This is a genomic window from Alicyclobacillus sp. SP_1 (genome assembly GCF_024706985.1).
Classification (GTDB): domain Bacteria; phylum Bacillota; class Bacilli; order Alicyclobacillales; family Alicyclobacillaceae; genus Alicyclobacillus_I.
The window spans coordinates 1-26,107 of record NZ_JAMCCX010000026.1 but is presented as its reverse complement, the minus strand read 5'-3'; the positions used below and the strand labels follow the sequence as shown (position 1 = coordinate 26,107).

At 53.5% G+C, this 26,107-nt stretch carries 27 protein-coding genes; 23 read left to right on the top strand and 4 right to left on the bottom strand.

Features of this window, described 5'->3' with window-relative positions:
• Window positions 1-59: 59 nt before the first annotated feature.
• Complete coding sequence (locus M4I36_RS08120) at window positions 60-854, bottom strand: Ger(x)C family spore germination protein (RefSeq protein WP_258111236.1); 795 nt, start codon at window positions 852-854, stop codon at window positions 60-62.
• Window positions 854-2,323 (bottom strand): spore germination protein, encoded by a 1,470-nt coding sequence (locus M4I36_RS08115; protein ID WP_258111235.1) that lies wholly within the window; start codon window positions 2,321-2,323, stop codon window positions 854-856. Before M4I36_RS08115 ends, M4I36_RS08120 begins: the two co-directional genes overlap by 1 nt.
• Window positions 2,324-2,905: 582 nt before the next feature.
• On the opposite strand from M4I36_RS08115, the gene ilvE reads away from it, so the two are divergent.
• From ilvE to M4I36_RS08040, 15 genes are all read left to right on the top strand, one after another.
• The gene (gene ilvE, locus M4I36_RS08110) at window positions 2,906-3,811 is read left to right on the top strand and encodes a branched-chain-amino-acid transaminase (RefSeq protein ID WP_258111234.1); all 906 of its coding nucleotides are present in this window, start codon (window positions 2,906-2,908) and stop codon (window positions 3,809-3,811) included.
• 65 nt (window positions 3,812-3,876) lie between these two features.
• Window positions 3,877-5,544 (top strand): dihydroxy-acid dehydratase, encoded by a 1,668-nt coding sequence (ilvD, locus tag M4I36_RS08105; RefSeq protein ID WP_258111233.1) that lies wholly within the window; start codon window positions 3,877-3,879, stop codon window positions 5,542-5,544.
• 51 nt (window positions 5,545-5,595) lie between these two features.
• On the top strand, window positions 5,596-7,296 hold the full coding sequence (ilvB, locus tag M4I36_RS08100) for a biosynthetic-type acetolactate synthase large subunit (RefSeq protein ID WP_258111238.1): 1,701 nt from the start codon (window positions 5,596-5,598) through the stop codon (window positions 7,294-7,296).
• The gene (gene ilvN / locus M4I36_RS08095) at window positions 7,293-7,823 is read left to right on the top strand and encodes an acetolactate synthase small subunit (protein WP_258111232.1); all 531 of its coding nucleotides are present in this window, start codon (window positions 7,293-7,295) and stop codon (window positions 7,821-7,823) included. Before ilvB ends, ilvN begins: the two co-directional genes overlap by 4 nt.
• Window positions 7,824-7,837: 14 nt before the next feature.
• Window positions 7,838-8,878: a ketol-acid reductoisomerase gene (gene ilvC, locus M4I36_RS08090; protein ID WP_258111231.1), complete on the top strand. Its 1,041-nt coding sequence runs from the start codon at window positions 7,838-7,840 to the stop codon at window positions 8,876-8,878.
• Complete coding sequence (locus M4I36_RS08085; protein WP_258111230.1) at window positions 8,865-10,412, top strand: 2-isopropylmalate synthase; 1,548 nt, start codon at window positions 8,865-8,867, stop codon at window positions 10,410-10,412. The genes ilvC and M4I36_RS08085 overlap by 14 nt, the downstream gene beginning before the upstream one ends.
• 10 nt (window positions 10,413-10,422) lie before the next feature.
• Complete coding sequence (gene leuB, locus M4I36_RS08080; RefSeq protein ID WP_258111237.1) at window positions 10,423-11,529, top strand: 3-isopropylmalate dehydrogenase; 1,107 nt, start codon at window positions 10,423-10,425, stop codon at window positions 11,527-11,529.
• The gene (gene leuC / locus M4I36_RS08075; RefSeq protein ID WP_258111229.1) at window positions 11,510-12,949 is read left to right on the top strand and encodes a 3-isopropylmalate dehydratase large subunit; all 1,440 of its coding nucleotides are present in this window, start codon (window positions 11,510-11,512) and stop codon (window positions 12,947-12,949) included. Before leuB ends, leuC begins: the two co-directional genes overlap by 20 nt.
• Window positions 12,927-13,538, top strand: a complete 612-nt coding sequence (gene leuD, locus M4I36_RS08070) for a 3-isopropylmalate dehydratase small subunit (RefSeq protein WP_258111228.1) — start codon at window positions 12,927-12,929, stop codon at window positions 13,536-13,538. Before leuC ends, leuD begins: the two co-directional genes overlap by 23 nt.
• Before the next feature lie 227 nt (window positions 13,539-13,765).
• Window positions 13,766-15,202, top strand: a complete 1,437-nt coding sequence (locus M4I36_RS08065) for a folylpolyglutamate synthase/dihydrofolate synthase family protein (RefSeq protein ID WP_258111227.1) — start codon at window positions 13,766-13,768, stop codon at window positions 15,200-15,202.
• Entirely contained in the window at window positions 15,202-15,816 is a 615-nt protein-coding gene (locus M4I36_RS08060; RefSeq protein WP_258111226.1) for a manganese efflux pump MntP, read from the top strand. The genes M4I36_RS08065 and M4I36_RS08060 overlap by 1 nt, the downstream gene beginning before the upstream one ends.
• A 112-nt stretch (window positions 15,817-15,928) precedes the next feature.
• Window positions 15,929-16,846, top strand: a complete 918-nt coding sequence (locus tag M4I36_RS08055; RefSeq protein ID WP_258111225.1) for a phosphosulfolactate synthase — start codon at window positions 15,929-15,931, stop codon at window positions 16,844-16,846.
• Window positions 16,847-16,974: 128 nt separating this feature from the next.
• Window positions 16,975-18,111, top strand: a complete 1,137-nt coding sequence (locus tag M4I36_RS08050; protein WP_258111224.1) for a citrate synthase — start codon at window positions 16,975-16,977, stop codon at window positions 18,109-18,111.
• Between the two features lie 160 nt (window positions 18,112-18,271).
• A complete protein-coding gene (locus tag M4I36_RS08045; RefSeq protein ID WP_258111223.1) occupies window positions 18,272-18,502 on the top strand; it encodes an alpha/beta-type small acid-soluble spore protein in 231 nt (76 codons plus the stop codon).
• A gap of 194 nt (window positions 18,503-18,696) precedes the next feature.
• A complete protein-coding gene (locus tag M4I36_RS08040; protein WP_258111222.1) occupies window positions 18,697-18,912 on the top strand; it encodes a hypothetical protein in 216 nt (71 codons plus the stop codon).
• 40 nt (window positions 18,913-18,952) lie between these two features.
• On the opposite strand, the gene M4I36_RS08035 is transcribed toward M4I36_RS08040, so the two are convergent.
• The gene (locus tag M4I36_RS08035; protein ID WP_258111221.1) at window positions 18,953-19,384 is read right to left on the bottom strand and encodes a CBS domain-containing protein; all 432 of its coding nucleotides are present in this window, start codon (window positions 19,382-19,384) and stop codon (window positions 18,953-18,955) included.
• Between the two features lie 61 nt (window positions 19,385-19,445).
• Window positions 19,446-19,805 (bottom strand): hypothetical protein, encoded by a 360-nt coding sequence (locus M4I36_RS08030; RefSeq protein WP_258111220.1) that lies wholly within the window; start codon window positions 19,803-19,805, stop codon window positions 19,446-19,448.
• Window positions 19,806-19,910: 105 nt separating this feature from the next.
• On the opposite strand from M4I36_RS08030, the gene M4I36_RS08025 reads away from it, so the two are divergent.
• From M4I36_RS08025 to M4I36_RS07990, 8 genes are all read left to right on the top strand, one after another.
• Entirely contained in the window at window positions 19,911-20,063 is a 153-nt protein-coding gene (locus M4I36_RS08025) for a hypothetical protein (RefSeq protein WP_258111219.1), read from the top strand.
• Window positions 20,064-20,089: 26 nt separating this feature from the next.
• Entirely contained in the window at window positions 20,090-20,524 is a 435-nt protein-coding gene (locus tag M4I36_RS08020; protein WP_258111218.1) for a hypothetical protein, read from the top strand.
• Between the two features lie 78 nt (window positions 20,525-20,602).
• Window positions 20,603-21,667: an efflux RND transporter periplasmic adaptor subunit gene (locus tag M4I36_RS08015; RefSeq protein ID WP_258111217.1), complete on the top strand. Its 1,065-nt coding sequence runs from the start codon at window positions 20,603-20,605 to the stop codon at window positions 21,665-21,667.
• A complete protein-coding gene (locus M4I36_RS08010) occupies window positions 21,664-22,350 on the top strand; it encodes an ABC transporter ATP-binding protein (protein ID WP_258111216.1) in 687 nt (228 codons plus the stop codon). The genes M4I36_RS08015 and M4I36_RS08010 overlap by 4 nt, the downstream gene beginning before the upstream one ends.
• Window positions 22,337-23,545 carry an ABC transporter permease gene (locus M4I36_RS08005; protein WP_258111215.1) on the top strand — a complete coding sequence of 403 codons (1,209 nt, stop codon included), beginning with the start codon at window positions 22,337-22,339 and terminating at the stop codon, window positions 23,543-23,545. Before M4I36_RS08010 ends, M4I36_RS08005 begins: the two co-directional genes overlap by 14 nt.
• Window positions 23,546-23,754: 209 nt before the next feature.
• Window positions 23,755-24,060 (top strand): hypothetical protein, encoded by a 306-nt coding sequence (locus M4I36_RS08000; protein WP_258111214.1) that lies wholly within the window; start codon window positions 23,755-23,757, stop codon window positions 24,058-24,060.
• Window positions 24,057-25,226: a glycosyltransferase family 4 protein gene (locus M4I36_RS07995; RefSeq protein WP_258111213.1), complete on the top strand. Its 1,170-nt coding sequence runs from the start codon at window positions 24,057-24,059 to the stop codon at window positions 25,224-25,226. Before M4I36_RS08000 ends, M4I36_RS07995 begins: the two co-directional genes overlap by 4 nt.
• Window positions 25,227-25,234: 8 nt before the next feature.
• The gene (locus tag M4I36_RS07990) at window positions 25,235-25,984 is read left to right on the top strand and encodes a rhomboid family intramembrane serine protease (protein ID WP_258111212.1); all 750 of its coding nucleotides are present in this window, start codon (window positions 25,235-25,237) and stop codon (window positions 25,982-25,984) included.
• Window positions 25,985-26,107: the final 123 nt, after the last annotated feature.

Sequence of the window (26,107 nt, the reverse complement as noted above, 5' to 3'; positions counted from 1 at the left end):
GCTCATATTTATGGAGCTTATTGGGACTGATTTAGGCTTTGCAGGGGAAGTCGCCTGATTCATTCAGCACCCCCTAATTCGAGGACGCTCGGCGCGGTGTTTTTGCCGTTTGCTTGAAATTGCAAGCTACCCCCCTTTTCGAGTCCCAAGAGCCACACCAGTCCCTGAGTCTCGGGAGTGTTCAACGAACCGACCATTTTCCCGTGTCGAATCACTGCCGTGCCCCGATACTCTACGGTGGGAGGAGACTTAGACATATTCGTCTGGATCATGGGGAGAATCGCGTTGTACGGAGGTTCGTGCAAATGCTTGAGACAATCGATAAGGTCTAACGTCGCATAGTTGGACACGAATCGGATGTTCTCCATGCCAAAGGACAATGGGAAGGAGACTTCCGGTTCCAACCAGGTCGCGTAGATGAGAACGTCTTTCACCGAGCTCGGCGTGACAAACAGGTAGGCGCGCGAATGCGGTTGTTGATCGCGAAACCAAGTATCCACAAACCAACCCAAATCCTCTTTGGCCATCCTTTCCGACACCACAACGGCCCGTGCGTGCGTAAAGACCACGCGGTGTTTTGTTTCGCGAATCATGTTGCGCTCGATGTCGAATGCCGTCTCCCCATCACGGATAATGAGCGAGTTCAAACGGTTCTTGGCGGCGTTGTTTTCTTGCTGTCCGGTTTCCCCAATGGATAAAGGAACCAGCCAAAGTCGAAAGTGACGTGGGCCAATTTTGTCCACTCCGGTCGAGGAGATAAATGAGACGTATTTCAATTCTTGGCCTTCTGCACAACCTGTCATGATGAAACATACCAGACAGAGGAAGACCATCGTCCAACGTTTTCTATGCATCAACGGTTCCTCTCGCTGCGGATTTTCCATCGTTTTAGAAAGTGTGGCTGTTTGCGCAAGACCTGATGGGGAAACCGTATCAAACCGTCGCGTAAGTCGTTTGGATAGAGGGGCGCGAAGGGCGCCATGAACGGTTCATTCATCGAAGTCAAAGAAATCATGTGATAGAGGACACCAAGCGTCAGGAGAAGGACGCCGTATAAGCCTAACAGTGAGGCAATCACAATGTTTGCAATGCGAAGCAGTGCGATGACGTCGGCGACGGGCGTCAGTGTAAATCCAGTAATGGCAGAGAGGGCTACGACGATGATCGTGGGGGCACTCACAATCCCTGCATCGACAGAGACTTCCCCGAGGATGAGGGCACCGACAATGCTGACGGCGGACCCGACAGACTTCGGAAGACGAATGCCAGCCTCTCGGACAATTTCGAACATAAAAACCATCACGAGAACTTCTAAAACAATCGGGAATGGAGATTTGGCGCTTGCTTCATGAAGTTTGGGCAACAGTGCTGTCGGAATCATCTCTTTATGGAATTCCAGCACGGAAATATAGTACGCTGGCAATAAAATACTCACGAATAGGCTTGCAGCCCGAAGAATGCGGATGAAGGACACATAGTAAGGGCGAGACGCGTAATCCTCTGTGTTCATAATGGATTCGATAAAGAAGTGAGGGTAGTACAGGGCTGTAGGGTCTCCGTCTAACAACAGAACCAATCGTCCTTCCAGCAGTTGTGCTGCGGCTTTATCGGGTTTCTCGGTGTTCCCGGTGGTAGGGAAGATGGAATACGGGGCATCTTCAAGCCGCTGTTCCAATTCACCGGAGGAAAGGATGGTTCCTTGACGTGCCACTTTTCGAATCTTTTCACGCAGAGACGTCAGCATATTCGGATTGACCAAATCGTTCAAGTATAGGACCTTCAGCGTGACGGGTAGCGCTTCCCCTAAGAGGTATGATTCGATGTGCAAATTGGAACTGAGAACACGCCTGCGAATGAGGGCGATATTCGTATCTAAAGACTCTACGAATCCTTCGTGAGACCCGCGAATGCTCGTTTCTCCAGGAGGTTCCGTAATCGACCGCTTTGGAGAATTCAACAAAGGGATGGAGAGAGCTATGGATTCCTTCTGAAGCAGGAGCAAGACGTGTCCTTCAAAAACGTGATGGAAAACCGTCTCCAATTGGTCCACATGGATTCCGTTTTTGACACCCATTCGATGCTGCACGGCCAACCACAGGGGTTCATTCGAGGGAAGCGGATGCTGTCCGAGAGGACCGAAGATGTCTTGCTGTAGCATTTGTGTGTCGATCAAACCATCGATCCAAAGCCAGCAGGCGGGAATCCTGGTCTTGCCCTGGATAACAAAGTCCATCACCAAGCGAACTTGTTGTGCGGAGTTGTCCTTGAAGCGATTTTCTAACCATTGGACGTTTGTCTTCAGAGAGGTAGAAATTCTGGTCATGTTCGCTCGCTCCTTACAAAGTCGATTATTCCCTCGTTTGGTGTGTTGATTCATGAACTCCTGTCGTGTCACGAGTGCTCCATGACTGTGTTCGAGGCCATGAAGGAAGAGGACTTGATGTTAGATTAGTTGACAAAATCTCTTGTGTCGATCGCGTTGTCCGGCTATACTGACTGCAACAACGCATTCTCGGAATTGTCCCGCCGCTGGCCACAGCGGCTTTTCACCATTCTGACGAATTTTGCACAAAATAATTTATTTACTCTGAAATCTCCTTGCGTGGCGCAGTGGTAAGCGCTTACTCAGACTTTTCAGAAACCGCTTACAGCAGAGTTTTCCGGGCTGTTGTTCGTTGACACTGCGAGGCCTCCATACTACAATGACCTGCAAGCCAGAAAGCTAGCGAGTATCAGCTTTGCGGTGCCATGAGCGTTTCAACCACCGAAGTGTGAAAATTCTTACTTCATAATCATGGTTGACTCAGGCAGATAATCTCACTTCAACTGCCGTAGCCGCGGTCTTGACGCCGTGGATGCCTCAGGGCCAGAGGAACGTTCAGTACATTCACTGGAGGGGTTTTGCATGGAACAGGTCATCTTTCTTCGTCATCAATTCGTTCAGCGAACAGACGCTACAGTTTCGGTGTTTGATCACGGTTTGTTGTACGGGGATGGCATCTTCGAAGGGATTCGGGTGTACTCCGGAAACATTTTTCGCTTGAAGGAACACCTTCAGAGGTTGTACGGATCGGCCAAATCAATCCTTTTGAATATTCCCTACACTTTGGATGAAATGACGGACATTGTGTCGGAGACGGTACGTCGAAACGAGTTGCACGACGCCTATATTCGCTTGGTGGTCACGCGGGGGCCTGGGGATTTGGGTTTGGACCCTAGGAAGTGTCCGGTGTCCGAAGTGATTGTCATTGCCGAGCAATTGAGCATGTTTCCTGCGGAGTTGTACACGCGTGGCATTGAGGTGATCTGTGCTAGCACGAGGCGACCGCGCTCGGACGTCTTGAGCCCTAAAGTGAAAAGTCTGAACTACTTGAATAATATATTGGTCAAATTGGAAGCTCAGGCGGCAGGCGTCAATGAAGCACTGGTCTTGAACAACGAGGGCTATGTGGTCGAAGGGTCCGGCGAGAATGTGTTCATGGTTCGCGATGGCGTGCTCTACACACCTCCCACGCACCTCGGGGCGCTTGAAGGCATTACCCGTGGAGCAGTTCTTGAACTGGCTGCGGAGCTTGGCATACCAGTACGAGAAGAGCCGTTTAGTCGCCACGATGTCTACATTGCGGACGAAATCTTTTTGACCGGCACAGCCGCAGAGATGATTCCTGTCATCCGCGTGGATGGTCGAACCATCGGTGACGGGCGACCGGGTATCGTCAATGGTCGGTTGCATCAACTCTTCCATGAGCGGACGAAGGTGGATGGACATCAAGTATATCCACCTGTATCGATGATTTCAGAAGGCGCGTAATTCGTTGCTCGCCACAGTCTGACACTTTCGGAACATCTACAAATTTTACGAAAAGAGGTTGGCGGATGCGCAGTGACATGATTAAAAAGGGGCCGAGTCGGGCTCCTCACCGCAGCCTTCTCTACGCCACGGGCGTCAAACCGACCGACCTGCCCAAACCATTCATCGGCATTTGTAACTCACATGTCGATATCATTCCCGGGCACACACATCTCGGCGAACTCGGAAAATTTGTCAAGGAAGTCATCCGGGAGGCGGGAGGGGTACCCTTCGAATTCAACACCATCGGTGTGGACGACGGAATTGCCATGGGGCACATCGGTATGCGCTATTCGCTGCCCAGTCGCGAACTGATTGCCGATTCGGCAGAGACCATGATTCACGCACATTGGTTTGATGGGATTTTCTTTATGCCGAACTGTGACAAGATAACGCCTGGGATGTTGATGGCAGCGGTGCGAGCGAACGTGCCCTCTGTGTTTGTCTCCGGAGGTCCTATGGAAGCAGGGATTTCGCAGAAGACGGGTCGCCCACTGTCACTTTCTTCAGTGTTTGAAGGCGTGGGGAGTTTTCAAGCGGGGCGCATTTCTGAGGACGATCTCGCTGATTTAGAACAGAACGCCTGTCCGACCTGTGGCTCCTGTTCAGGCATGTTTACCGCCAATTCCATGAACTGCATCATGGAGATGCTTGGACTGGCGCTTCCGGGGAACGGGACGTTGGTCGCCACTTCGGAGGGTCGCAAGGAATTGATTCGAACCGCTGTTGCCTGCTTGATGCGCATGATTGCTGACGATGTGAGGCCTCGTGACATCGTCACGCGCGAAGCGATTGACGATGCGTTTGCGCTGGACATGGCGATGGGCGGATCGACCAATACCGTCCTTCACCTGATGGCCATCGCGCACGAAGCGGGCATGGACTATGACCAGCGAAGAATCAATGAAGTTGCTGAGCGCGTGCCTTATTTAGCGAAAATTTCGCCAGCCTCTGAGTTCAGCATGCAGGACGTCCATGCGGCGGGTGGGGTTTCGGCCATCATTCGGGAACTCTGTGACATCGACGGTGCCATTCATCCGGAGCGTCCGACCGTGCTCGGCAAGACGCTTCGCGAGTCGGTTGCCGATGCGCACATTCGAAATGACGTGGTCATTCGCCGCAGAGACAATCCGTATCGAACGACGGGCGGACTCTCCATTCTCTATGGTAATTTGGCCCCTGACGGAGCTGTCTTGAAAGTTGGGGCAGTGGATGAGGACATCCATGTCTTTGAAGGTTCCGCTATTCTCTATGAGTCGCAAGAGTCGGCGAGTGCTGGAATTGAAGCGGGAGAGGTGGAAGCTGGACACGTCGTTGTCATTCGTCACGAGGGACCCTGTGGTGGACCGGGTATGCCCGAGATGCTCTCGCCTACGTCGGCGATTGTCGGTCGAGGACTTGGGCGCGAGGTTGCGCTCGTGACGGACGGTCGTTTTTCCGGCGCCACGCGGGGCATTTGTGTGGGCCACGTGTCTCCGGAGGCGGCTCTGGGTGGACCGATTGCGCTCGTGGAGCCCGGCGATAGAATTCGCATTGATATGGATGCGAGAACCATTGAGTTGCTTATCTCAGAAGAGGAGTTAGAACGCCGCCGGTCGGCATGGACCCCGCCAGTTCCGAAGGTACAATCCGGCTATTTGCGCCGATATGCACGGCTGGTGACGTCGGCTAACACGGGAGCTGTTTTATCTTAGGAACATGGAGCGGTTGAGCGGATGAAAAGAGAGGAGGAGTGTCCGGTGAACATGAGGATAGAACCTAACGCAAAGCCGTCTCTGACAGGGGCTCAAATTCTCGTTGAAGCGCTTCGCAAGGAACAGGTCGAAGTCATTTTTGGCTACCCGGGTGGGGCCGTGTTGCCGCTCTACGATGCCCTGTACGAATGTGGTATCCCGCACATCCTGGCCCGTCACGAGCAAGGCGCGATTCATATGGCGGAAGGGTACGCTCGCGTGACAGGGCGTCCCGGTGTGGTGATTGCAACGTCTGGGCCAGGAGCGACCAATCTTGTCACCGGACTGGCAGATGCCATGCTCGACTCTCTGCCAATTGTCGCCATCACAGGACAAGTGTCGACCGCCGTCATTGGTAGCGACGCATTTCAAGAGACATCCATGATTGGAATCTCTACTCCCATCACCAAGCACTGCCAGCAGGTTCGGGATGTGAGGCAATTGGCTCAGACTTTAAAAGAAGCATTTCACATTGCCTCGACTGGCCGGAAAGGTCCCGTCTTGGTCGATATCCCGAAAGACGTGGCTGGGTTTCGCGCCCCATTCGATTATGAGGAGGCCGTGTGGTTGCCAGGCTATCAGCCAAACACGCGTCCCAATGCACTGCAGGTGCGCAGATTGGCCGAAGCGCTCACGGAGGCCAAGCGGCCCGTGCTGCTTGTCGGAGCGGGAGTCCTTCACGCGGGCGCCCATCAGGCGCTGCTCGCTTTGGTGGAGCGCTATCAAATTCCTGTGGTTAGTACGCTGCTTGGCCTAGGTGCTTTTCCAGGCAATCATCCGCTCTTTCTGGGCATGGGCGGCATGCATGGGTCGTACGCCGCCAATCAGGCACTGTCCAACACGGACCTGCTCGTCAATATTGGAGCGCGCTTCGACGACCGATTGACTGGCAATACCGCACATTTTGCCACCAGCGCAACCATCGCGCACATTGATATCGATCCCGCTGAAATCGGCAAAAACGTCCGCACGCAGCTCCCGATGGTGGCAGATGCCAAGGAAGCATTGGTGGCGTTGCTTGCGGTCAGCGGATCGGTCGGAGATTATGCGGACTGGCGGAGAGATTTGTTGCAAAAGGGTGCAGAGTTTCCGTTTTGGTACGTACCGGACGACGGTCCGCTGAAGCCGCAGCGTGTCATTGAATTCGTGCATGAGGTGACAGGTGGTGGCGCCGTGGTGGTGACGGATGTCGGACAACACCAAATGTGGGCCGCGCAATTCTACCGCTTTGAGCGTCCGAATGAATGGGTTACCTCGGGCGGTCTCGGGACTATGGGCTTTGGTCTGCCAGCCGCGATTGGAGCACAGATTGGCAGGCGCGATGCGCCAGTGGTGGCCATCGTCGGAGACGCCGGATTTCAGATGACGCTGCAGGAACTATCGGTGGTCGTGGACTACCAGTTGCCACTCAAAATCGTCATCATCAATAACCGGTCCCTCGGCATGGTTCGGCAGTGGCAAGAGCTGTTCTATCAGGAGCGCTACTCAGAGTCGCTCATGCACTGTCAGCCAAACTATTGTAAACTCGCGGACGCATATGGGATAGAAGGGGTCCTCATTGAGAATGAGGCGGATTTACAGACAAAATTAAGGCGTGCGCTGTTACAACCAGGACCAGTATTGGTGGACTGTCGAGTGGCGGAAGGCGAGAACGTGTATCCCATGGTTGCTCCTCTCTGTGGCCTGCATGAGATGGTGGGGGTGAAGCCATGAATCGACTACTGTCTGTCATTGTCAACAATCGCGCTGGTGTCTTGCACCGCGTCACAGCGCTCTTTCTAAGAAAAGGTTTCAATATTCAAAATATCACAGTGGGAACCACGGACAATCAGGCGCAGTCGCGGATGACCATTGTTTTGAGCGATACCGACGAAGAGACGGTCGAGCAAGTCATGAAACAATTGCACAAGCAGATTGATGTCTTGAAAGTGACCGATTGGACGCACCAGCCGGTGGTCGTTCGCGAGTTGGTTTTGATTCAAGTCAACAGTCCCGTGTCAACGCGGGCAACGTTGACTACCCTTATCAATCCGTTTCGAGCCCATATCATTGACGTCGGTCGGGACACTGTGATGGTTGAGGCTGTCGGAAAACCGGAAAAAGTGGATGCGCTCATCTCACTGCTTCGACCTTACGGCATTGTGGAACTGGCGAGGACGGGCGTGACGGCGCTCTCGCGAGATACGCAGACGTCGGAAGAGATGATGCGGCGAACGAAAGAGAATGCATTGTACATTTGAGAGGAGATACAACCATGGCGAAAATTTATTATGAGGACGATATTCAAGGACAGGGACTGCAGGGCAAAACAGTGGCTATTATCGGGTACGGATCGCAAGGGCATGCGCATGCACAGAATTTGCGCGACAGCGGCGTCTCGGTGATTGTCGGGGTGCGACCAGGCGGCTCATTCAACGCGGCACTGGAGGATGGATTCGCGGTCTATTCGGTAGCAGACGCGGTGCAGAAGGCAGAGGTTGTGATGATGCTTTTACCCGACGAGCGTCAACCCGAGGTGTATGAGACCGAAGTAGCCCCGAATTTGCGCGCTGGGATGAGTCTGGCGTTCGCTCACGGATTTAACCTTCACTTTTCACAAATTCGCCCGCCTGCGGATGTCGACGTCTTCATGGTTGCTCCGAAAGGCCCGGGACATCTTGTTCGTCGTGTCTATGTAGCTGGCGGTGGAGTTCCATCGTTGGTCGCAGTCGAGCAAGACACCACTGGCCATGCGTGGGATCTCGCTTTAAGCTACGCCAAAGGCATTGGTGCTGCGCGGGCGGCAGTGTTGACGACGACCTTCCGTGAAGAGACGGAGACGGACTTGTTTGGCGAACAGGCGGTGCTTTGTGGGGGACTGTCAGCCCTGGTGAAAGCCGGATTTGAGACATTGACGGAAGCTGGATATCAACCGGAAGTCGCATATTTTGAATGTCTCCACGAGATGAAGTTGATTGTTGATTTGATGTATGAAGGCGGACTTTCCTACATGCGCTACTCCATCTCAGACACGGCTGAGTGGGGCGACTTTACCGCAGGTCCGAGGATTATCAGCGACGCCGTGAAAGACGAAATGCGAGCGCTGCTCAAAGAGATTCAGACGGGGCAATTTGCGAAAGGGTGGATTGTCGAGAATCAGGTTCACCGGCCTGTGTACAGCGCCATCAAACGCCAAGAGCACGAGCATCCGCTCGAGGTCGTCGGTCGGCAGCTTCGCGAGATGATGCCTTTCATTCGGGCGGTAGCCAAAGTCGCGCCAGGCTCTCGGGAGGTGGCAGTGCATGCGCAAAGTTGATGTTTTTGATACCACTCTGCGCGATGGAGAACAATCTGCGGGAGTGAATCTTCATCGCCACGAAAAGTTGGAGATTGCCCTGCAACTGGAACGCTATGGAGTGGATGTCATGGAGGCCGGTTTTCCTGCTTCCTCGCAGGGAGATTTTCAATCGGTGCAGGACATTGCCCGCCGGGTAAAGTCCTGTTCTGTTGCCGGATTGGCGCGGGCTTCGCGCGGCGATATTGACGCTGCTTGGGAAGCTTTGCGAGAGGGCACGGAGCCGCGCCTGCACATTTTTCTAGCCACATCTCCCATCCATATGGAGTATAAGTTGCGAATGACTCCAGATGCCGTCGTGGCGGCAGCAGAGGACAGTGTTCGCTACGCAGCGGCTAAATTTCCGTACGTCGAATGGTCGGCTGAAGATGCCACGCGCAGCGATTGGGACTTTCTTGTGCGCATTGTCACCGCCGCCATCCATGCGGGTGCGAGTGTCATCAACTTGCCGGATACGGTCGGATACACCACGCCTGAAGAGTACGCCGCATTATTTCAATATCTGCGCGAGCATGTCCCGAATGCTCATAAAGCGAAATTTTCTGCGCATTGTCATGACGATCTCGGTCTCGCTGTCTCCAACACGCTCGCAGCTATTGCGGTTGGTGTGGATCAAATTGAGGGCACCATCAATGGCATCGGGGAGCGCGCTGGCAATGCAGCGCTCGAAGAGGTGTTGACGGCACTCGCGATTCGGAAAGATGTCTACCAAGTGGAGACGTCGATACAGTTGGAGCAAACGGCGTTGACCAGTAAACTTGTCAGCAAGCTGACGGGACTGATTGTTCCTCCCAATAAGGCAGTCGTTGGAAACAATGCCTTCGCGCATGAATCGGGTATTCATCAAGATGGCGTACTGAAACACACGTTGACTTACGAAATCATTCGACCGGAGATGGTTGGCTACGGGTCCAATCGCATGGTTCTCGGGAAACATTCTGGTCGCCATGCGTTTCGGGAAAAGTGTATCGAGCTCGGCATTCATTTTGACGAAGAGACATTTCTGGCGCTGTTTAAGGCGTTTAAAGAGTTGACAGATCATAAAAAAGAAGTGACCGACGACGACATTCTGGCTCTCTACTTGGAAAGCGGAGGTGGTCAGCAAGAGCGTGGTTATGAATTGGAATTTTTGCATGTGACGTATACGGAGAATCGAACGACAACGGCGATTGGCGCGAGTGCGCCGTCTGGGCGGGTGATTCGAGAAGTGGCGACCGGGGCTGGTACGGTCGAGTCGATTTACAATACGGTCGAGCGTATTGTCGAAGAGAAGATGGAGCTCCAAGACTACCGCATTCAGTCGACCACGGGGGGCCAGGATTCGCTGGCGGAAGTGTATGTCAAAGTGGCACTTGGCGGCGGTGTCGGTTCGGGACGGGGCGTGGACAACGACGTGTTGGCTGCTTCGGCTAAGGCGTTTCTCGATGCGGTCAATCGAATTCAGTGGAAGCGTCAATTAGGTGAGGCGGCTCTCGCTGCCACGGCAGAAGGATGAGGTGACGACATTGGGTGTGCAAATTGCAGTGCTGAGTGGAGATGGGATTGGACCCGAAGTGACCGATGCTGCACTTCATCTTCTTCACGCTTTGCGCCAATTCTATGGATTTGAGTTTCAAACAGTCGCCGCTGATATCGGTGGAATTGCCTACGACCGTCACGGGACGCCGTTGCCCTCAGCCACGGTGGAGTGTTGTCGTCAAAGCGATGCGATTTTACTCGGTGCGGTAGGGGGTCCCAAATGGGACTCTCTCCCTGGCCATTTGCGTCCGGAAGCAGGGTTGCTCGGCATTCGCAAGGCGTTGACGGTATTTGCCAATCTGCGACCGATTCGCGTGTGGAACGAGTTGCTAGGAGCTTCGCCGTTGCGCGAACGGATTGTAAAAAATTGCGACTTTATCATTGTGCGCGAATTGACGGGTGGCCTCTACTTTGGAGAGCCGAAGGAGCGCCGTCGGGACGCAGACGGTAACGTGTCCGTCGTCGATACGTTGGCTTATACGGAGAGAGAGATTGAACGTATTGTCCGGGTGGCGTTTGACCTTGCCATGCGGCGGAAGAAACATCTGACGTCGGTGGATAAGGCGAACGTTCTCGAGAGCAGTCGACTGTGGCGCGAAGTGGTGCAGAGAGTGCGACATGAATATCCGGAAGTGTTGGTCGAGCACCTGCTCGTCGATTCCGCGGCTATGCAAATCATTCAACGTCCGGGAGATTTCGATGTGATGGTGACGGAGAATCTGTTCGGCGACATTTTGAGCGATGAGGCGGCGGTCATCACCGGATCGATTGGCATGTTGCCGTCTGCTTCGCTGTCTGCAGAAGGTCCGGGACTGTATGAACCGGTCCACGGGTCGGCGCCAGACATTGCGGGACAAGGATATGCGAATCCGCTCGCCAGTTTCCTTTCCGTCGCGATGATGCTCGAACACAGTCTGCAGCGACCAGACTTGGGACGAGTCGTTGAGACGGCGGTGGCGCACGCCATTGAGAGCGGTGCGAGGACGCGCGACTTGGCGCGCGGCGAAGAAGCGAGGCTGTCTACGCGAGAGATGACCCGTTGGGTTATTTCCTACATCGAGAAAGGAGTTCACTATGCCGAAAACACTATTTGATAAAATTTGGGATGCGCATGTCGTCGCCTCTGCGGAGGATGGGCCGGACTTGCTTTATATTGACCTGCACCTCATTCACGAGGTCACGTCTCCGCAGGCTTTTTCGGGTCTGCGCGAAGCCGGGCGCAGGGTCCGGCGACCCGACTGTACGTTTGCCACGATGGACCACAACGTTCCAACCGATCACCCTAAAGACGTCAAGGATGAGACGGCTCGATTGCAGTTGGACACATTGAAGAAAAATTGCGAGGATTTTCACATCCGCTTGGCGGACTTGGATAGTCAGGAACAGGGTATCGTCCATGTGATTGGACCGGAATTAGGCTTGACATTGCCGGGCAAAACGATTGTCTGTGGCGACAGTCACACCTCAACTCACGGGGCGTTTGGTGCTATAGCCTTTGGCATAGGTACCAGTGAGGTTGAACATGTCTTAGCTACCCAGTGTCTATGGCAGGTTCGGCCGAAGACGATGTTGGTTGAATTTCATGGAAAGTGTGCGCCCGGGGTGACCTCCAAGGATGTCATTTTGGCGGTCATCGCCAAGTATGGTGTTGGATTTGGAACGGGTTACGCCGTGGAATACGCGGGCGAATTTGTGGCAGGTTTGTCCATGGAGGCGCGAATGACGCTCTGCAATATGAGCATTGAAGCTGGTGCGCGGGCGGGATTGATAGCTCCGGATGACGTGACGTTTGCGTATCTGAAAGGGCGCAACTATGCACCTTCTGGTGCGGATTGGGAACAAGCATTAAGACTTTGGCGGGACATGCCAAGTGATGACGGCGCGGTTTATGATGCAGTCGTTTCATTTGACGTGTCAGAAGTCGAACCGCAGGTGACGTGGGGGACCAATCCTGGCATGGGAGGTTCAATTTCAGACGTCTTGCCGCGCCCCGAGGATTGTGCCCATGACGTAGAGCGTGCAAATGTGGAAAAAGCCCTGGAGTATATGGGGTTGGAAGCGGGCACGACATTGCTTGGGGTACCCGTTCAGCACGTGTTTATCGGTTCGTGCACCAATGGCCGTATTGAAGACCTGCGCGCGGCGGCAAGGATTGTCCAAGGAAGGCATGTGGCTAGTGGGGTGCGGGCGATGGTCGTTCCTGGCTCAAAACAGGTCAAGCAGCAGGCAGAGTCGGAGGGATTGGATGCCGTCTTTCAAGCGGCGGGCTTTGAGTGGCGCGAACCGGGGTGCAGTATGTGTCTCGGCATGAACCCCGACCTTGTGCCAGCGGGCGAACGCTGTGCTTCTACGTCCAATCGAAACTTTGAAGGGCGCCAGGGGCGCGGAGCACGGACGCATTTAGTGTCACCGATGATGGCGGCGGCTGCAGCTATTGCCGGCGAATTTGTAGATGTACGGACTTGGCTAGACCGAGAGGAGGCTATCGGCTTTGGAACCATTCAACCAGCATGAGGGTAAAGTAGCCGTATTGAATCGCTCGAATGTCGATACAGACCAAATCATCCCCAAGCAGTTCCTGAAGCGAATCGAAAAGACTGGTTTTGGAGATGTTCTGTTTTACGACTGGAGATACACGCCAGACGGCAAGGAGCGTCCGGAGTTTCCGCTTAACCAAGAGGCGACTCAAGGAGCGACCATCTTGCTAGCTGGTCATAATTTTGGTTGTGGTAGCTCACGCGAGCACGCTGTCTGGGCACTGCGAGATTACGGGTTTCGTGCAATTTTGGCACCTTCTTTTGCGGATATCTTCTATAATAATTGCTTCAAAAACGGAATTTTGCCGATCTCGCTGAGCGACACAGCTTGGACTGGCCTAACTCCGGTCATTCGTGGGGAGATGACCCGCCTCACGATTGATCTACCTCATCAAAAAATCATCCTGCAAAATGGAGAGAGCTACGAATTTCCGATAGCGGATTATGCCAAGCAAATGTTGCTGCTCGGTTTGGATGATATCGGCATTACGCTGAGATATCAGCAGGATATTGATCGATACGAACTGAACAAGCGCCAGCCGTACCAGCGCGTCTATGGTCTTTGACAGAGTTGCTGCAGAAGACTAGATACGCAGATTGGGATAAAGAGGTTTTGCCGTGAACAGGCAACCAGCGGGTTGCCTGTTTTCCATGACAGGATGAGTTATTCGGTTCGCTGATTTCTGTGGTACGATATCGTCGCTCGGAATACGCTCTGGCCGCAGGTCTGCGAATGAAGCCGCGCTGGCGCCAGGGACGGACGTTTGCATGAGAGAAAAGAGGGGGACGGAGGGTGGACCACTCTTCTGATGTGCTTGTAACGCGCTCCATCGAATGGATTTATCAATCCTACAATCGCGCCAAGAATCACGTGACGGGGCAAACGGATGCGGAAGTTCGTCATCCGGAATGGACCAGGCGGCTGCTGGATGAACTTGGTTCTCCGGACAAGTCGGCCTATAACGTAGTGGTGACCGGAAGCAAGGGCAAAGGCACGCACGCCATCTTGTTGGCAGCTCTGCTTCAGCGGGCAGGATTTCGCGTGGGCTTGTTTACGAGCCCGCATTTAGTCGATTTCCTGGAGAGAATTCGCGTGGGTGGTGTCAAAATTAGCAACGAAGGTTTTCTTGCGTCGATGTCCAAAGTCCGCGAGATAGCCGAGAGATTCTCAGTACCGAAGGCGCAGTATCTGGGGCCAGTGGGGTTAGTCGCGGCCGCGGCCGCGCTGTGGTTTCAGCGCCAACAGACCGAGATCAACATCTATGAATTGGGGCGTGGCGCGAGGTATGATGATGTGAATCAAGTGCAACACCAAGGAGCTGTGGTTGCGCCTATCTTTCGCGAGCACGTGAAGCAACTTGGCCCTGACTTAGAGGATATTTGTGAAAACAAAATGGGTGTGTTGACGGATACGACGCGTTGGTGTGTGTTGCACGAACAACCGCTTGAAACCAATCTTTGTCTGTCCTTAAACCATACGCTGGCCTCTTTTTCTGGACAATTTGAAATCGGTGGGGCGGTTGACGTGTGTGTGCAGCCCGACTTTGTAGATGCCGAGGAGAGTCTGGCTTACCAAATTGTCCTCGATAAAGAGCGGCAACTGACCGTCGTGGGTCCGTCTGTACTGCAGGATTTCCGAGGGAATCTTTCCGTCGCTGTTCGCGCACTGTCGCATATTTGGTCGGACCGGAGACCGTCCGAGAGACTTCCCCAGTTACTGTCCTTGCAGGGATTACAATTGCCTGGGCGGATGCAGGTGTTATCGACGCATCCTCTCATTCTTCTCGATGGAGCGATTCATCGCGAAAATGCGCGCAGAGTCTGTCAACATTTTGGGCAGAATAGCGCTTCGAATGAGGATGGAAGGAACGAGGATGGAAGGAAGAGACACGCGCGCGGAGCGATTCTCTGCCTGCCAGCAGATAAGGATGGGCAAGGTGTGGTGGATGAATTGTCGGCATGGGTCGATTGGCTGATTTTTTGTCCAGCTCAAAATGCCCACCTTGTTTTTAATGGAGAATTTGCCGACTACGCGCGGTCGATGGGTATGGACGTATGGGAGTCTGCCTCACTCGAAGATGCCTGGCACTGCAGAGAATCGCTCGGGCATGCGGATGATGCAGTGCTGTTGCTCGGAACGCAATCGTTTCTATCGGAGTGCCTCGTGTTCTTTCAGGTCCCTTCAGAGGACATCTGGTCTATGCCAAGATTTATGGAAGGTGTACGCTAGTGTTGATAAAACTCATTTTGCTCGGAGTTGCCCTTGCGGCCAACAATGCCTTAGCTGCCGTTGGACTCGGCACCACAGGCTTGTCTCGACGGCAGCAGTTTGGAACGGCATTCACGTTCGCGGTGTTTGAAGCGACGATGCCACTTGTCGGTCTCTGGCTGGGACACGATGTTGCTCTGGAAATGCACCATGGAACGCGGTGGCTCGGCGGCTTGGTTCTGTTTGCGGCAGGGGCGTACATGCTGTTTAAGTCGCCGGGTCGGTCCAATCAACCCGCATGGGCGACCGCGTCAACAAAGTCGCCAACCGATGCGGCGACGAACCCTTTAGGGCCAACCGGAAGCGCCGAGGCGAAGACGCGGCGTCCATCGGGTCTCGTGACGGTCTTGGTTCTCGCTGTCGCGCTGTCCTTGGACAACCTGTCGGTGGGATTTGGTCTTGGCCTGTTCCATGTGAGTCTATGGATGGCGGCAGTTGTATTTGGCAGTGTGTCTCTCTTGCTTACGTGGGTCGGTTTAGAATGTGGGCGTTGGATTGGGCGGTCCATGGACATCCCGGTAGACCGGTTGTCCGGCTTGGTGCTTCTTCTGGTGGCAGCATTTTTCGTGGTTTGAAGGTTCTCTGGACAGGTGATGATGTCTTGGACACTCCGACGGAGCGCAGGGATGGCACCAGCTTCTGCTGGCGCCCATAGACTGTGTGGAAACGCATGAGGAGGCGGACAAGATGGAATCTTTACCGTGGTCAGCATGGTTTGCCGCCGATTATCCAAATCGAGCAGCAAAGCCTCGGCATAGTGGCGTGACTGTAGTGGCGGACGATGGAATTCCGCTGTCAATCACTCGAGACATTCTTCAAAACTACGCTGCCTTTATTGATTATTGGAAATTCGATCAAGGTACTGCAATCGTTCTATCCCCCAACCAGCTTCAGACAAAAGTCGCTCTCTGCAAAGAGTATGACGTCAAGGCCTATCCGTCAGGAATGCTCTTTGAATTGGCCCTGTTGCGTCAAGAGGCCGATGAATATTTACAGGCATTGAAGGATGCTGGGATTGGCATTCTGGAAATTACGTCGAGACTGCATCCGTGGACAGTCGCAGAGCGTCATCAGGCCCTCCGTGGTGCGCTGGAAAAAGGGTTTGAAGTGCATACGGAAAGTTACATTTCCCTCATTGAGGGTGCATCTGTACAGATGGACCCACTCATTCGTGAAGATTTGATGCAAGGTGCTCAGTATGTTCACCTCTATTTTGATGCGGCCGATGGAGCATCGTGGGACGACAACTGGGCATGTAGTCGCCGCATCGAGACCGTGATTGAAGTGTCCGAACATCTATATCCTCTTTCTACCAGACTCTCCTGGCCGCTCGCCAGACCGATGGATGTGAGTTCATATCGGCATCGGTCTTCGCAAACACTGATGGCGTCGCTCAATCTTCACAGTGTCCCGGCACTTTCGCTGGCAGCAGTGGAGGCTGCACGGAGAGGACTGTGGCAATCCGTCGGCAAAGGTCGCTTCGAAGAAAGCTTTTACTGTCGCAGCGATGCGTTGGCCGACGTCAGCCGGGGCGACGTGCCTTCGTCGAGCGCGCGTCCAAAACTGTGGTTTCCAGGCAGTGGACAGCCGCATACTGCAAGATGACATCTCGTCAGGATTTTGGAGCTGCAAAGCGTGTGTAGTATAATTGGAGAGTATTCGTGAGTCTGCACAGAGTGTGCTAGGCTCGCCTCGGGTTATGGCTGTGCCAATGGGAGCGGGAGGGAATCACTGTGTCCAACGAAAATACATCGTTTGTCGCGGGTCTCGAGGATGTTGTCGCAAACACCTCGGACATTTGCTTTGTGGATGGTCAAGAAGGTCGCCTGATTTATCATGGATACGATATTCATGATTTGATTGCTGGCCGCGCCACGTTTGAAGAAGTGATTTATCTGCTGTGGCACGGAAAGCTACCGACTAAGACAGAACTTCAGACGTTGACGGCGGCCATTGCCGAAAATCGCAAATTGGATGAGCCAACATTGCGCTTCTTGCAAAGTGTTCCAAGGAAATCTAATGCCATGGAAGTGCTGCGGACAGCCGTTTCATTTCTTGGCCTCTACGATCCCGATGAAGGTGACGAATCACTCGAAGCAAATGTTCGCAAAGCGACTCGCTTGGTTGCTAAATTGCCGAGTATCGTCACTGCGTTTGAGCGCATTCGTCAAGGTCTCGACCCGATTGAACCAGATGTCTCGCTGAGTGCGGCGGCAGACTTTTTTTATCAATTACGCGGCACCAAGCCGAATGAGTTTGAAGCCAACGCGTTCAACACGGCCCTCATTCTCCATGCTGACCACGAGCTGAACGCGTCTACATTTTCGGCTCGTGTTACCGCCGGGACACTGTCGGACATGTATTCGGCCATTACTTCCGCTGTTGGTACATTAAAGGGTCCTTTGCACGGCGGTGCCAATGAACAAGTCATGAAAATGCTTCTGGAGATTGGCGAGTTGAGTCGCGCAGAGGAATACATCGCAGATGCGCTTGCCGCCAAAAAGAAAATCATGGGATTTGGCCACCGCGTTTATCGGACGGAAGATCCTCGAGCGACACACCTGCGTCAACTGAGCCGAGAAGCTGGAGAGTTGCAGGGAGAGACCAAATGGTTTGAAATGTCACAGGTGATTGAGCAGTACGTCAAAGAGCATAAAGGGTTGAATCCCAATGTGGATTTCTACTCGGCTTCTATGTACTACTCCATTGGCATTCCGACCCATTTGTTTACGCCTATCTTCGCGTGCAGTCGCGTCTCTGGCTGGACAGCTCATGTTCTTGAGCAATACCAGAACAATCGCTTGATTCGTCCTCGCGCAGAATACACTGGGCCGACGAATTGCAAATACATTCCTATCGACGAGCGTTGATGGGAGTCCAATAAGGTCGTATGGTATCGGTTTCTGATGCGTCTTTTAAGCCGGTCTAAGGGTTTCGAAAGTGGCATCCTTAGAAGAAAGTGTGAGGGTATTGCAACGCCTCCAGGGGAAGCTATGAGTGCACCAAATCACTGGCTGAGGAGGCGTTGTCATGAGTGAATCAAACGGGAGCTCGAATCGTCTCGTCATTTCGCAGGCGATGAAGGCATTGGATGAATTAAAGTATGAAGTGGCATCTGAGCTTGGTATTACCCCACCTGCGGATGGATATTGGGGAAATGTATCCTCTTATGAGAATGGGTCCATTGGTGGCAGTATTACAAAGAAATTGGTTGCTTTCGCTCAGCAACATTTGGCGGAGTCCATGCCAAACGGCGAATGATACGTTGTAAAGCGTGAAGACATCGTGCACCACTGCATCCGCCCTACTTTTGACCCACAGGTCGAGAGTAGGGCGGATTTTGCATCGTTGTAGGTGCGCGTTTTTTGAAAAGATGATATCGAATGGGCGATTCGCTGCAACTGTGTCCCCGGTGGTTTACAGTGCGTGCACTCTCTGCTCAGGAGGTGTTGCAGATGAGTCAGGCTTTTGTCAACATGCTCGAGCAATTGTTTTTGCTACTCGCGCAAGGAGCGACACTGACGGTCATGGTGTTCGCTCATCGTTGCCTGCTTCGCTGGCGACGATGGCTCGGGGAAGAGACGGGGCGGTGGTTGGCAGCGTGGCCGACGACGGAATTGCCGGAGTCTGAAAACACCTCTGCGAAAGAAATACCAAAAAAGCAGCCTTAGGCTGCTTTTTTGGTACCGTTGCATCGTGCATTGCGCTCCGTCAGTGTGCACCGGCAGCTTGGCCGCATTCAGAAATTCGGCTGAGTGCGTCGCCAGCTTCGTTGATGTGAATGTCAATCGTCGCTAAGTCGCCAATGGCACACATTCCACAGAGGTCGCCCTCGGCATTTACAACGGGAAGGCGCCGGATTTGATGGGCAGCCATTAAATCTGCCGCTTCATGGGCATCGGTGTCTGGTGTGCAGGTAACGACATCCGACGACATACAGTCGCCAACGGTTGCTTGCCAGTTTCCTTTCGCCACCGCGCGCAAGGTGATATCTCGGTCCGTGATGACCCCAATGACCTTCTTTCCTTGGCAGACGGGTAACGACCCGCAGTCAATGCTCGCCATCCATTGTGCTGCACGTTGGATAGTGTCAGTCTTTTGGCAACACTGAACGTTCGACGTCATAAATTGTTTGACTTTCAAATGGCTACGCCTCCCCCATGAGGTTGATGGTTCTGTCATAGTATCTCCGCTTTGAAGACGTCTACACGGCACGCCTCCAGGCAAGAAGTTCCGCAATGGCTAAATACAAGGCCCAACCACCACCGACGAGGCGAAGAATATACTCCAGCGGATCGGCCGTACCCATAACGAAAGGGTTGGGAATCCACAAATCCATGGTGCTCCAGATGATGAGAAACAGACCGAAACTGAACCCGCCGGCTACGGTGTAGCGCCGGCGGATGCGCGCCAAAGCCACGAATACGACTCCGAGGCCTAGCATGATGCTCGCTTCGGTCAGGTCGACCCGCATATAGTCACCAATGCGCCCCTGAATATATCCGATGATCGCGAGAACGATAAATAACCAACCCATTGTGCGGTATACAGTGCGAATCTGCACCAGCCATGCCCCCCAGTGTGTCTCATGGTTTACGGTATGACGAGTTGTCCCAGACTTATGAATAGTGGTCTGCAGAGCTCGCATGCTATAGGCGGAGGGATGACGATGGAAGACAGACCAACCCATGAGTTTTTGTATGACAATCATCCGCACGAAGACATGGAGGCACCGTTGCGAGCCACTGAAGAAACTCTCGAGGAACCGACAGAGGAGCGAAAAAGTGTCGATTTTTGGTCGTTTTTAGATTGGATTGAATGAGAGTTAGCAGCGAAGGAGGCGAAACATTGGACAGAGAGCGAGAATTTGCGCAGCTTCGGCAACACCTGCTGGAGGCCGAGAAGATTGTGGCACGATTAGAAACGACTTTCGCCACAGCGCAGAAGCTGAGACCGACAGATGGAGAAGGGGTGGAGAGACCAAGTTATGGGGCGGCTTATCGTTCGCTGGGTGGCAGTAGCTATGGGACCAAGTCCGTGGCGTCTCCCACTAATCCGGATTCACGACCAGTCCAGGAGTCGTGGATGGTGGGTGGGGGCTCACTTGGCGGGTCAATGGGTAACTCTTCCACGGGTGGATCTCGATTGTCAGAAGGTATGTTGACGAATTCCCGTACGGATCAGTATGCGGAATTGCATGGGAATACGGCATCATCGGAGTTTGCGAGAACGTCTTCTGTCACCGCGAGACAGTCGGAACATTCGATTTATGCCCGTCCGTAAGCTCGTCTGTGGCGCCGCGACTCTGCTCGGATGTGCTACACTAGAGTCAACTTTGAACGGATGGGTGGATGGAACAGCGTGGGAGAAATTCGCACATCGCGCCGGCGCCCTGCTTTTTGGTTGGGCTTGGTTTTAGTCGTCGTCGTTCTGATGGCTATCGCGTGGCTTGTGTTTTTACGCCCACGAACACAAGAAGTGACGTGGGTGTCTGTCACGAAGCACACCATGTCCAATGACATCTTTACTGCTGGTACGGTGCGTCCCGTTCAGCGCCAGGTCATTTATGCAAGTGAAATTTCAGGCCCTGTACAAAGTGTGCTTGTTCATGTGGGGGAGCATGTTCGGGCTGGGGATGAGCTGATTGCTCTGAACGCGTCTGGCGAAGTGGCCGCCTTGCAGTCGGCGGAAGCAGAAGTGGCCAATGCAAAAGCAGGGCTGGCCAATGCCAATGCACAGTATGCGGCCGCTCCACCAGCGCTACAAGCACAGTTTTTGCCACAAGTTCTGGCTGCGAAGAATACACTGGCAGGTGCAGAAGCGCAACTGGCTTCCGCGAAATCCGCGTTGTCCAGCAGCACCATTCGAGCAACCCAAAGCGGCCAGGTGTTGCAAGTCAATCCCGAGGGGATTGGTCCCAACGGATCGACCGCGCCCTTGGTGGAAGTGGCGAGCCCCGAAAAACAGGTGGTGCTGTTCGTCTCGCAGGTGGATGCGGTAGAACTGAAACCGGGTGTGCAAGCGACCTTGACCTCGGATGCGTTCCAAGGAAAGAAATGGACCGGAACCGTGAGTTCTGTGGCGCCCTATGCGGCTCCGTCCGATACTGGAGCTGTTGAAGTCGAAGTGATTGTCCGTCCCAAGGCGAAAAACTTCCCAGTGCCTTATGGCTATACGGTAAAAGTACATCTGACGGCAGAGGTGCACAAAGGCGTGCTGACATTGCCGTATTCTGCGCTGGTTCAGGATGGGTCCAACTACGCAGTGTTTACATATGTAAACGGGCGGGCTGAGGAACGCGTTGTGACCTTGGGCCTGACCGACAATTCACGCGTGGAAGTCTTGTCGGGAGTAACCTTAGGAACTGCTGTTGTGGACAATCCACCTGCCAATTTGGTGTCTGGAGAGCTGGTGTCGGCTCCGTGATTGTGCTCGAGCATGTGTCAAAACGCTACGCGCTCGGTGGAGAGACTTTGACGGTGCTGGCGGATATCTCTTTCACGGTTGAAGAAGGAGAATTCGTGGCTTTGCTTGGGCCATCCGGAAGTGGGAAATCGACGCTTATGCACATTTTGGGGTGCCTCGACATGCCGACGGAAGGTCGATACTGTCTGTCGGGAGTCGATGTGACGAAAGAAGCACCGCGGCGGCTGGCACACATTCGAAATCAAAAAATCGGATTTGTGTTTCAGAACTTTCATCTTCTGCCGCGCATCAGTGCGCTGCAAAATGTGGAGTTGCCGATGATATATGCGCACCTGTCGAGAGCGGCCCGGCGAGCGCGAGCAGAGGAGCTGCTGGAACTGGTGGGCCTGTCCAACCGCCTTCGACATCTGCCAACAGAGCTCTCCGGTGGGCAAAAGCAGCGTGTGGCCATTGCCAGAGCGCTCGCCAATCACCCGCAACTTCTGTTGGCGGATGAACCGACTGGAGCGCTCGATTCGGAGACCAGTCGTGAAATTATGGAGCTCTTTCGGGAATTGAATCAAACCGGGGTCACCGTGCTCGTTATCACGCACGATGCGAATGTCGCCGCCTATGCAGCGCGCCAAATCCGTCTCATCGATGGCCGCGTGGTCGGGGAGGAGGAGCTTCGTGGACGTTCGTGAGATGATGTTCACCGCCTTGCTGTCCATGCGCACTCATGCGTTGCGGTCGATTCTGACGATGCTCGGCATTCTTATCGGGGTTGCATCCATCATCGCCATCGTCGCCGTTGGCAATGGTGGGAAAGCGGCCATTGTCTCCACGCTAGAAAGTAGTCGCCTCCAGAATACGATTGAAATCCTGCCCAAGGAACTCGTTGTCCCGGGTTTACCACAACCAGGTCAAGTGCTGTCCATATCCGCCAACGACCTCAATTTGGTAAGACAATTTCACGGAGTGACCGTGGTCAATCCGCTCTATTTTGGGCAGGTCGAGGTGACGGCAGGGGCTCGGTCCGCAAACTTGAATCTCGAGGGTGGTCCTTATTTTTTGCCGGATCTCGCTCGATTCACCATCCTTCATGGCCACATGTTTACCCCGCTTGACGTACTAGGCCATCGCAATGTGGCTGTGCTGAGTGTGGGGGCGGCGTCTCAGTTGTTTGGCACCACTCATGTACTCGGCCAGACCGTGACGGTCGGGGGTCAACCGCTCGATATTGTCGGCATCTCGGCCTCGACCGAACCGTCCATTTTAAATGGGATTCTCGGTGGAGGGGCAGTATACGTTCCAAACACCACACTCGAGGACATTTTTCCTAATTGGACTGCGTCGGAAATGGCGGTTGGCGTAGTTCCGGGAACATCCGTGTCGCAGTTGGCGCGCAGACTTGTGACGGCCTTGAACATTCATGCCCACAGCGCGCAGGCATTTGAAGATAGCTCCGGATTCCTCGCGGGCATTGAAAAGCTAGTCGGCACCGTGACCTCCATCCTGACATTGGTCATTGGCTCCATAGCTTCGATTGCGCTGATTGTAGGTGGGGTCGGTGTGATGAACATCATGCTGGTTTCGGTCACGGAGCGAACTCAGGAAATTGGTATTCGCATGTCCCTTGGAGCCTCGCGCGCAGCTATTCTTGTCCAGTTTTTGATGGAGTCGATGTTTATTACCATGACGGGCGGATTTCTCGGCATCCTTCTCGGCGCGGCGATTGCATTTGGAGTTCATTTGGCCACGCACCTTCCCATGCAGGTATCGTGGCAAGTGATGGTGCTTTCGTTTCTCTTCTCGGCTGTCATTGGTCTCATCTGTGGCATTTATCCGGCCAACAAAGCATCAAAACAAAATCCGATTGAAGCCTTGCGCTATGAGTAGTTTTAGCGTTGTGCGTGGCGGTCGTGCCGTCCTGGAGAACTCATTCATGAACCGGAATCTGCGTTCGAACTGCACGAATGGGCTCGGTGATTTGTTTGACATTTTCAGTTTCTGTATACTAGGGCTATGATTTATCGAATTCAAGGAAACTCATGGGTCACCGTTGGTCGTCGACTCTCAGGCATCGGTCGCAAAGGAAGTGAATTTTGATGCGCCTAGGCGTCAATATTGAATACGGTGGAAAATCGTATGACGTGTTGGAACTCCCGCCTGAAGCATTTGTGCACTTGATTCCGGGAATGTCGAATGAACAATTTCGCCGCTTGGACAAAACTTTTTTTGAATATTGGCCGGAACCGACCGTTCGACGCAATCATATTCTTTCATTTGCTTCTGAAATTGTTGGGGCTTCCATGGATAGGCTGTTTTTGAACACGGATGCCATGCGTTTCACGGACCACGAGATGACGGATTACGTGGAACGCCATCTGAAACAGGGGAATCGACCTTCTTGAGAAGAACCAATCGCATTGGACAGCCAGTTTCCGTCGTTGTCCTGATGGCAGGCAACGAACGTGGCGGCGCAGCCACGCACTTGCTCACACTCGCTAGGCATGCGTCTGGCTCGAGTGTTTCTTTTGAATTTGTCTTTTTTGGCGACGGCGTGCTGGTGCAGCGCTTTGCAGAAGAAGGTCACTGTCACACGCTGTGGAGTGGCACACTCCAGCAAAATGTTCGCTCGTTGGCTGCATATTTGAAATCCAAACCAGGAGTTATTTTGCACTCGCACGGTCCACGCATGAATGTGCTGGCCGCACGCGTCGCCAAAAAAGCTCGCTGCGCCTGGACTAGCACGATACACAGCAACCCGAGACTCGACTTTCTCTCATCACGCTGGAAATCGGCGGTGCTGGTGCCACTTCATCTGCACAGTCTGCGTTCTTCCGTGGGCGTGTTTGTTGTGAGCAAGGCATTTGCAGACCTGTTGCCCGTTCGCACCGTGGCATTTGTTCCAAACTCGGTTGAGATAACTCCGCCGAGTAAACCGGTGTCCGAGTGTCGACGTGACCTTCGTCGAGCACTAAACCTCCCGTTGGAGACCGTTTTATTGGGGACGGCGGCTCGGTTCGATCCAGTAAAGAACATTCCCACTCTTCTCCGCGCTGTAGCGCACATGGTGCGTTCGGATGTTCACCTAGTTATCGCAGGCGATGGACCGTTGCGTGGCGAATATGAAAACTTAGCAGAGTCTCTGAATATTCGGTCTCGCGTGCACTTTCTGGGCTTCTTGGACCAAGTGAGCAACTTTTATGCGGCATTGGACGCACATGTACTTGTTTCGAGAAGTGAAGGAACACCTTTTAGTGTTCTCGAGGCAGGGGGCTTAGGTGTGCCTACGGTCGGATCGGACATTCCGGGGATACGCAACCTTTTGGACGACGGTAGGACTGGGCGATTGGTCACCGTCAACGACAGCCGAACTTTAGCGGATGTCTTGGACGAAGTGGCAACGGATGCGGGTCTCCGGGCCCGACTGGTCAAAGAATTTCAAGCAACGGTCCTCCCCAAGTTCACACCGAAAAAAATGCTTCAAGCCTATGCTCGGGGATACGATTTGTTTGCTGGACTTAGTCCTGCTGTGCGAACTCGGTCAGAGAACAAGTGGTCAGATAGGTGGTGAACCGTCAGGTGCCGAGGGGACAGGTCTGGAGCAGCCGCAGGCACAAAAGTCAAGCGATGCGCACACGAATCGAGGACGGGACCCGGCGTTTGTTGGCCCGTTTGTCCGTGTTTTCAGTAAATTCGTGGAAGAACTCCCCTTCGACCACCGTCATTGTTCTGTTGTGCATCGTGTGGTTTGTTGGCGTTGAGCCCTGGCATGGCTACAGTGCATCTGGCTTGTTAACGGCAGGAGCCCTGTCCGGTCAAAGTTTGCAGTCCGGACGACCGTATGAACTCGTATCTGCTATTTTTGTACATGTGACCATCGTGCACATTGTCGTCAACCTGGTCTCGCTATGGTCTCTGCGCGTCGTCGAAATGCTGCTCCGATGGCGCTTTTTTATTCCGCTTTTCTTTTTTTCTGGGGTTCTCGGCAATCTGTTGACGGTGTGGGTCTTGCCTCCGTACGTTGTCAGCGCCGGTGCTTCGGGTGCCATTTTTGGCGTCTTTGGGGCAGCATTGGTCTTGGCGTTTCAAGGCATTTTTACGAGAGGCACTCGTAACTGGTTACTGGTTCTCCTAGTCGTGAACTTGGTCTTTGACTTTTCGGCACCAGGGATTGACTGGATTGCACATATTGGAGGCTTGTGCGGGGGCATACTTATCACGTTCCTTTACAAGTGGTCGCGGGGGCGGTCCCAATGGTGGACCAGTTTCTCTGGATTGAGCGGGATACTGACCGCCCTTGCCTGTGTTGCTGTCTTTTTGCATTTTTGAACCCGCCTTAGAGACCGAGAATGCAGAACTTGACCAGTTTCTGATGAGTTTCTGATGAGTTTCTGATGAGTTTCTGATGAGTTTCTGATGAGTTTCTGATGAGTTTCTGATGAGTTTCTGATG

Coding starts and splice junctions, on each gene's coding strand:
- ilvB (WP_258111238.1), top strand. CDS start 5,596: ATGAGGATAGAACCTAACGCAAAGCCGTCTCTGACAGGGGCTCAAATT.
- M4I36_RS08000 (WP_258111214.1), top strand. CDS start 23,755: ATGCGCCTAGGCGTCAATATTGAATACGGTGGAAAATCGTATGACGTG.
- M4I36_RS08055 (WP_258111225.1), top strand. CDS start 15,929: ATGGAATCTTTACCGTGGTCAGCATGGTTTGCCGCCGATTATCCAAAT.
- M4I36_RS08040 (WP_258111222.1), top strand. CDS start 18,697: ATGAGTCAGGCTTTTGTCAACATGCTCGAGCAATTGTTTTTGCTACTC.
- ilvN (WP_258111232.1), top strand. CDS start 7,293: ATGAATCGACTACTGTCTGTCATTGTCAACAATCGCGCTGGTGTCTTG.
- M4I36_RS08025 (WP_258111219.1), top strand. CDS start 19,911: ATGGAAGACAGACCAACCCATGAGTTTTTGTATGACAATCATCCGCAC.
- M4I36_RS08120 (WP_258111236.1), bottom strand. CDS start 854: ATGCATAGAAAACGTTGGACGATGGTCTTCCTCTGTCTGGTATGTTTC.
- M4I36_RS08115 (WP_258111235.1), bottom strand. CDS start 2,323: ATGACCAGAATTTCTACCTCTCTGAAGACAAACGTCCAATGGTTAGAA.
- leuC (WP_258111229.1), top strand. CDS start 11,510: ATGCCGAAAACACTATTTGATAAAATTTGGGATGCGCATGTCGTCGCC.
- M4I36_RS08045 (WP_258111223.1), top strand. CDS start 18,272: ATGAGTGAATCAAACGGGAGCTCGAATCGTCTCGTCATTTCGCAGGCG.
- ilvC (WP_258111231.1), top strand. CDS start 7,838: ATGGCGAAAATTTATTATGAGGACGATATTCAAGGACAGGGACTGCAG.
- ilvD (WP_258111233.1), top strand. CDS start 3,877: ATGCGCAGTGACATGATTAAAAAGGGGCCGAGTCGGGCTCCTCACCGC.
- M4I36_RS08085 (WP_258111230.1), top strand. CDS start 8,865: ATGCGCAAAGTTGATGTTTTTGATACCACTCTGCGCGATGGAGAACAA.
- ilvE (WP_258111234.1), top strand. CDS start 2,906: ATGGAACAGGTCATCTTTCTTCGTCATCAATTCGTTCAGCGAACAGAC.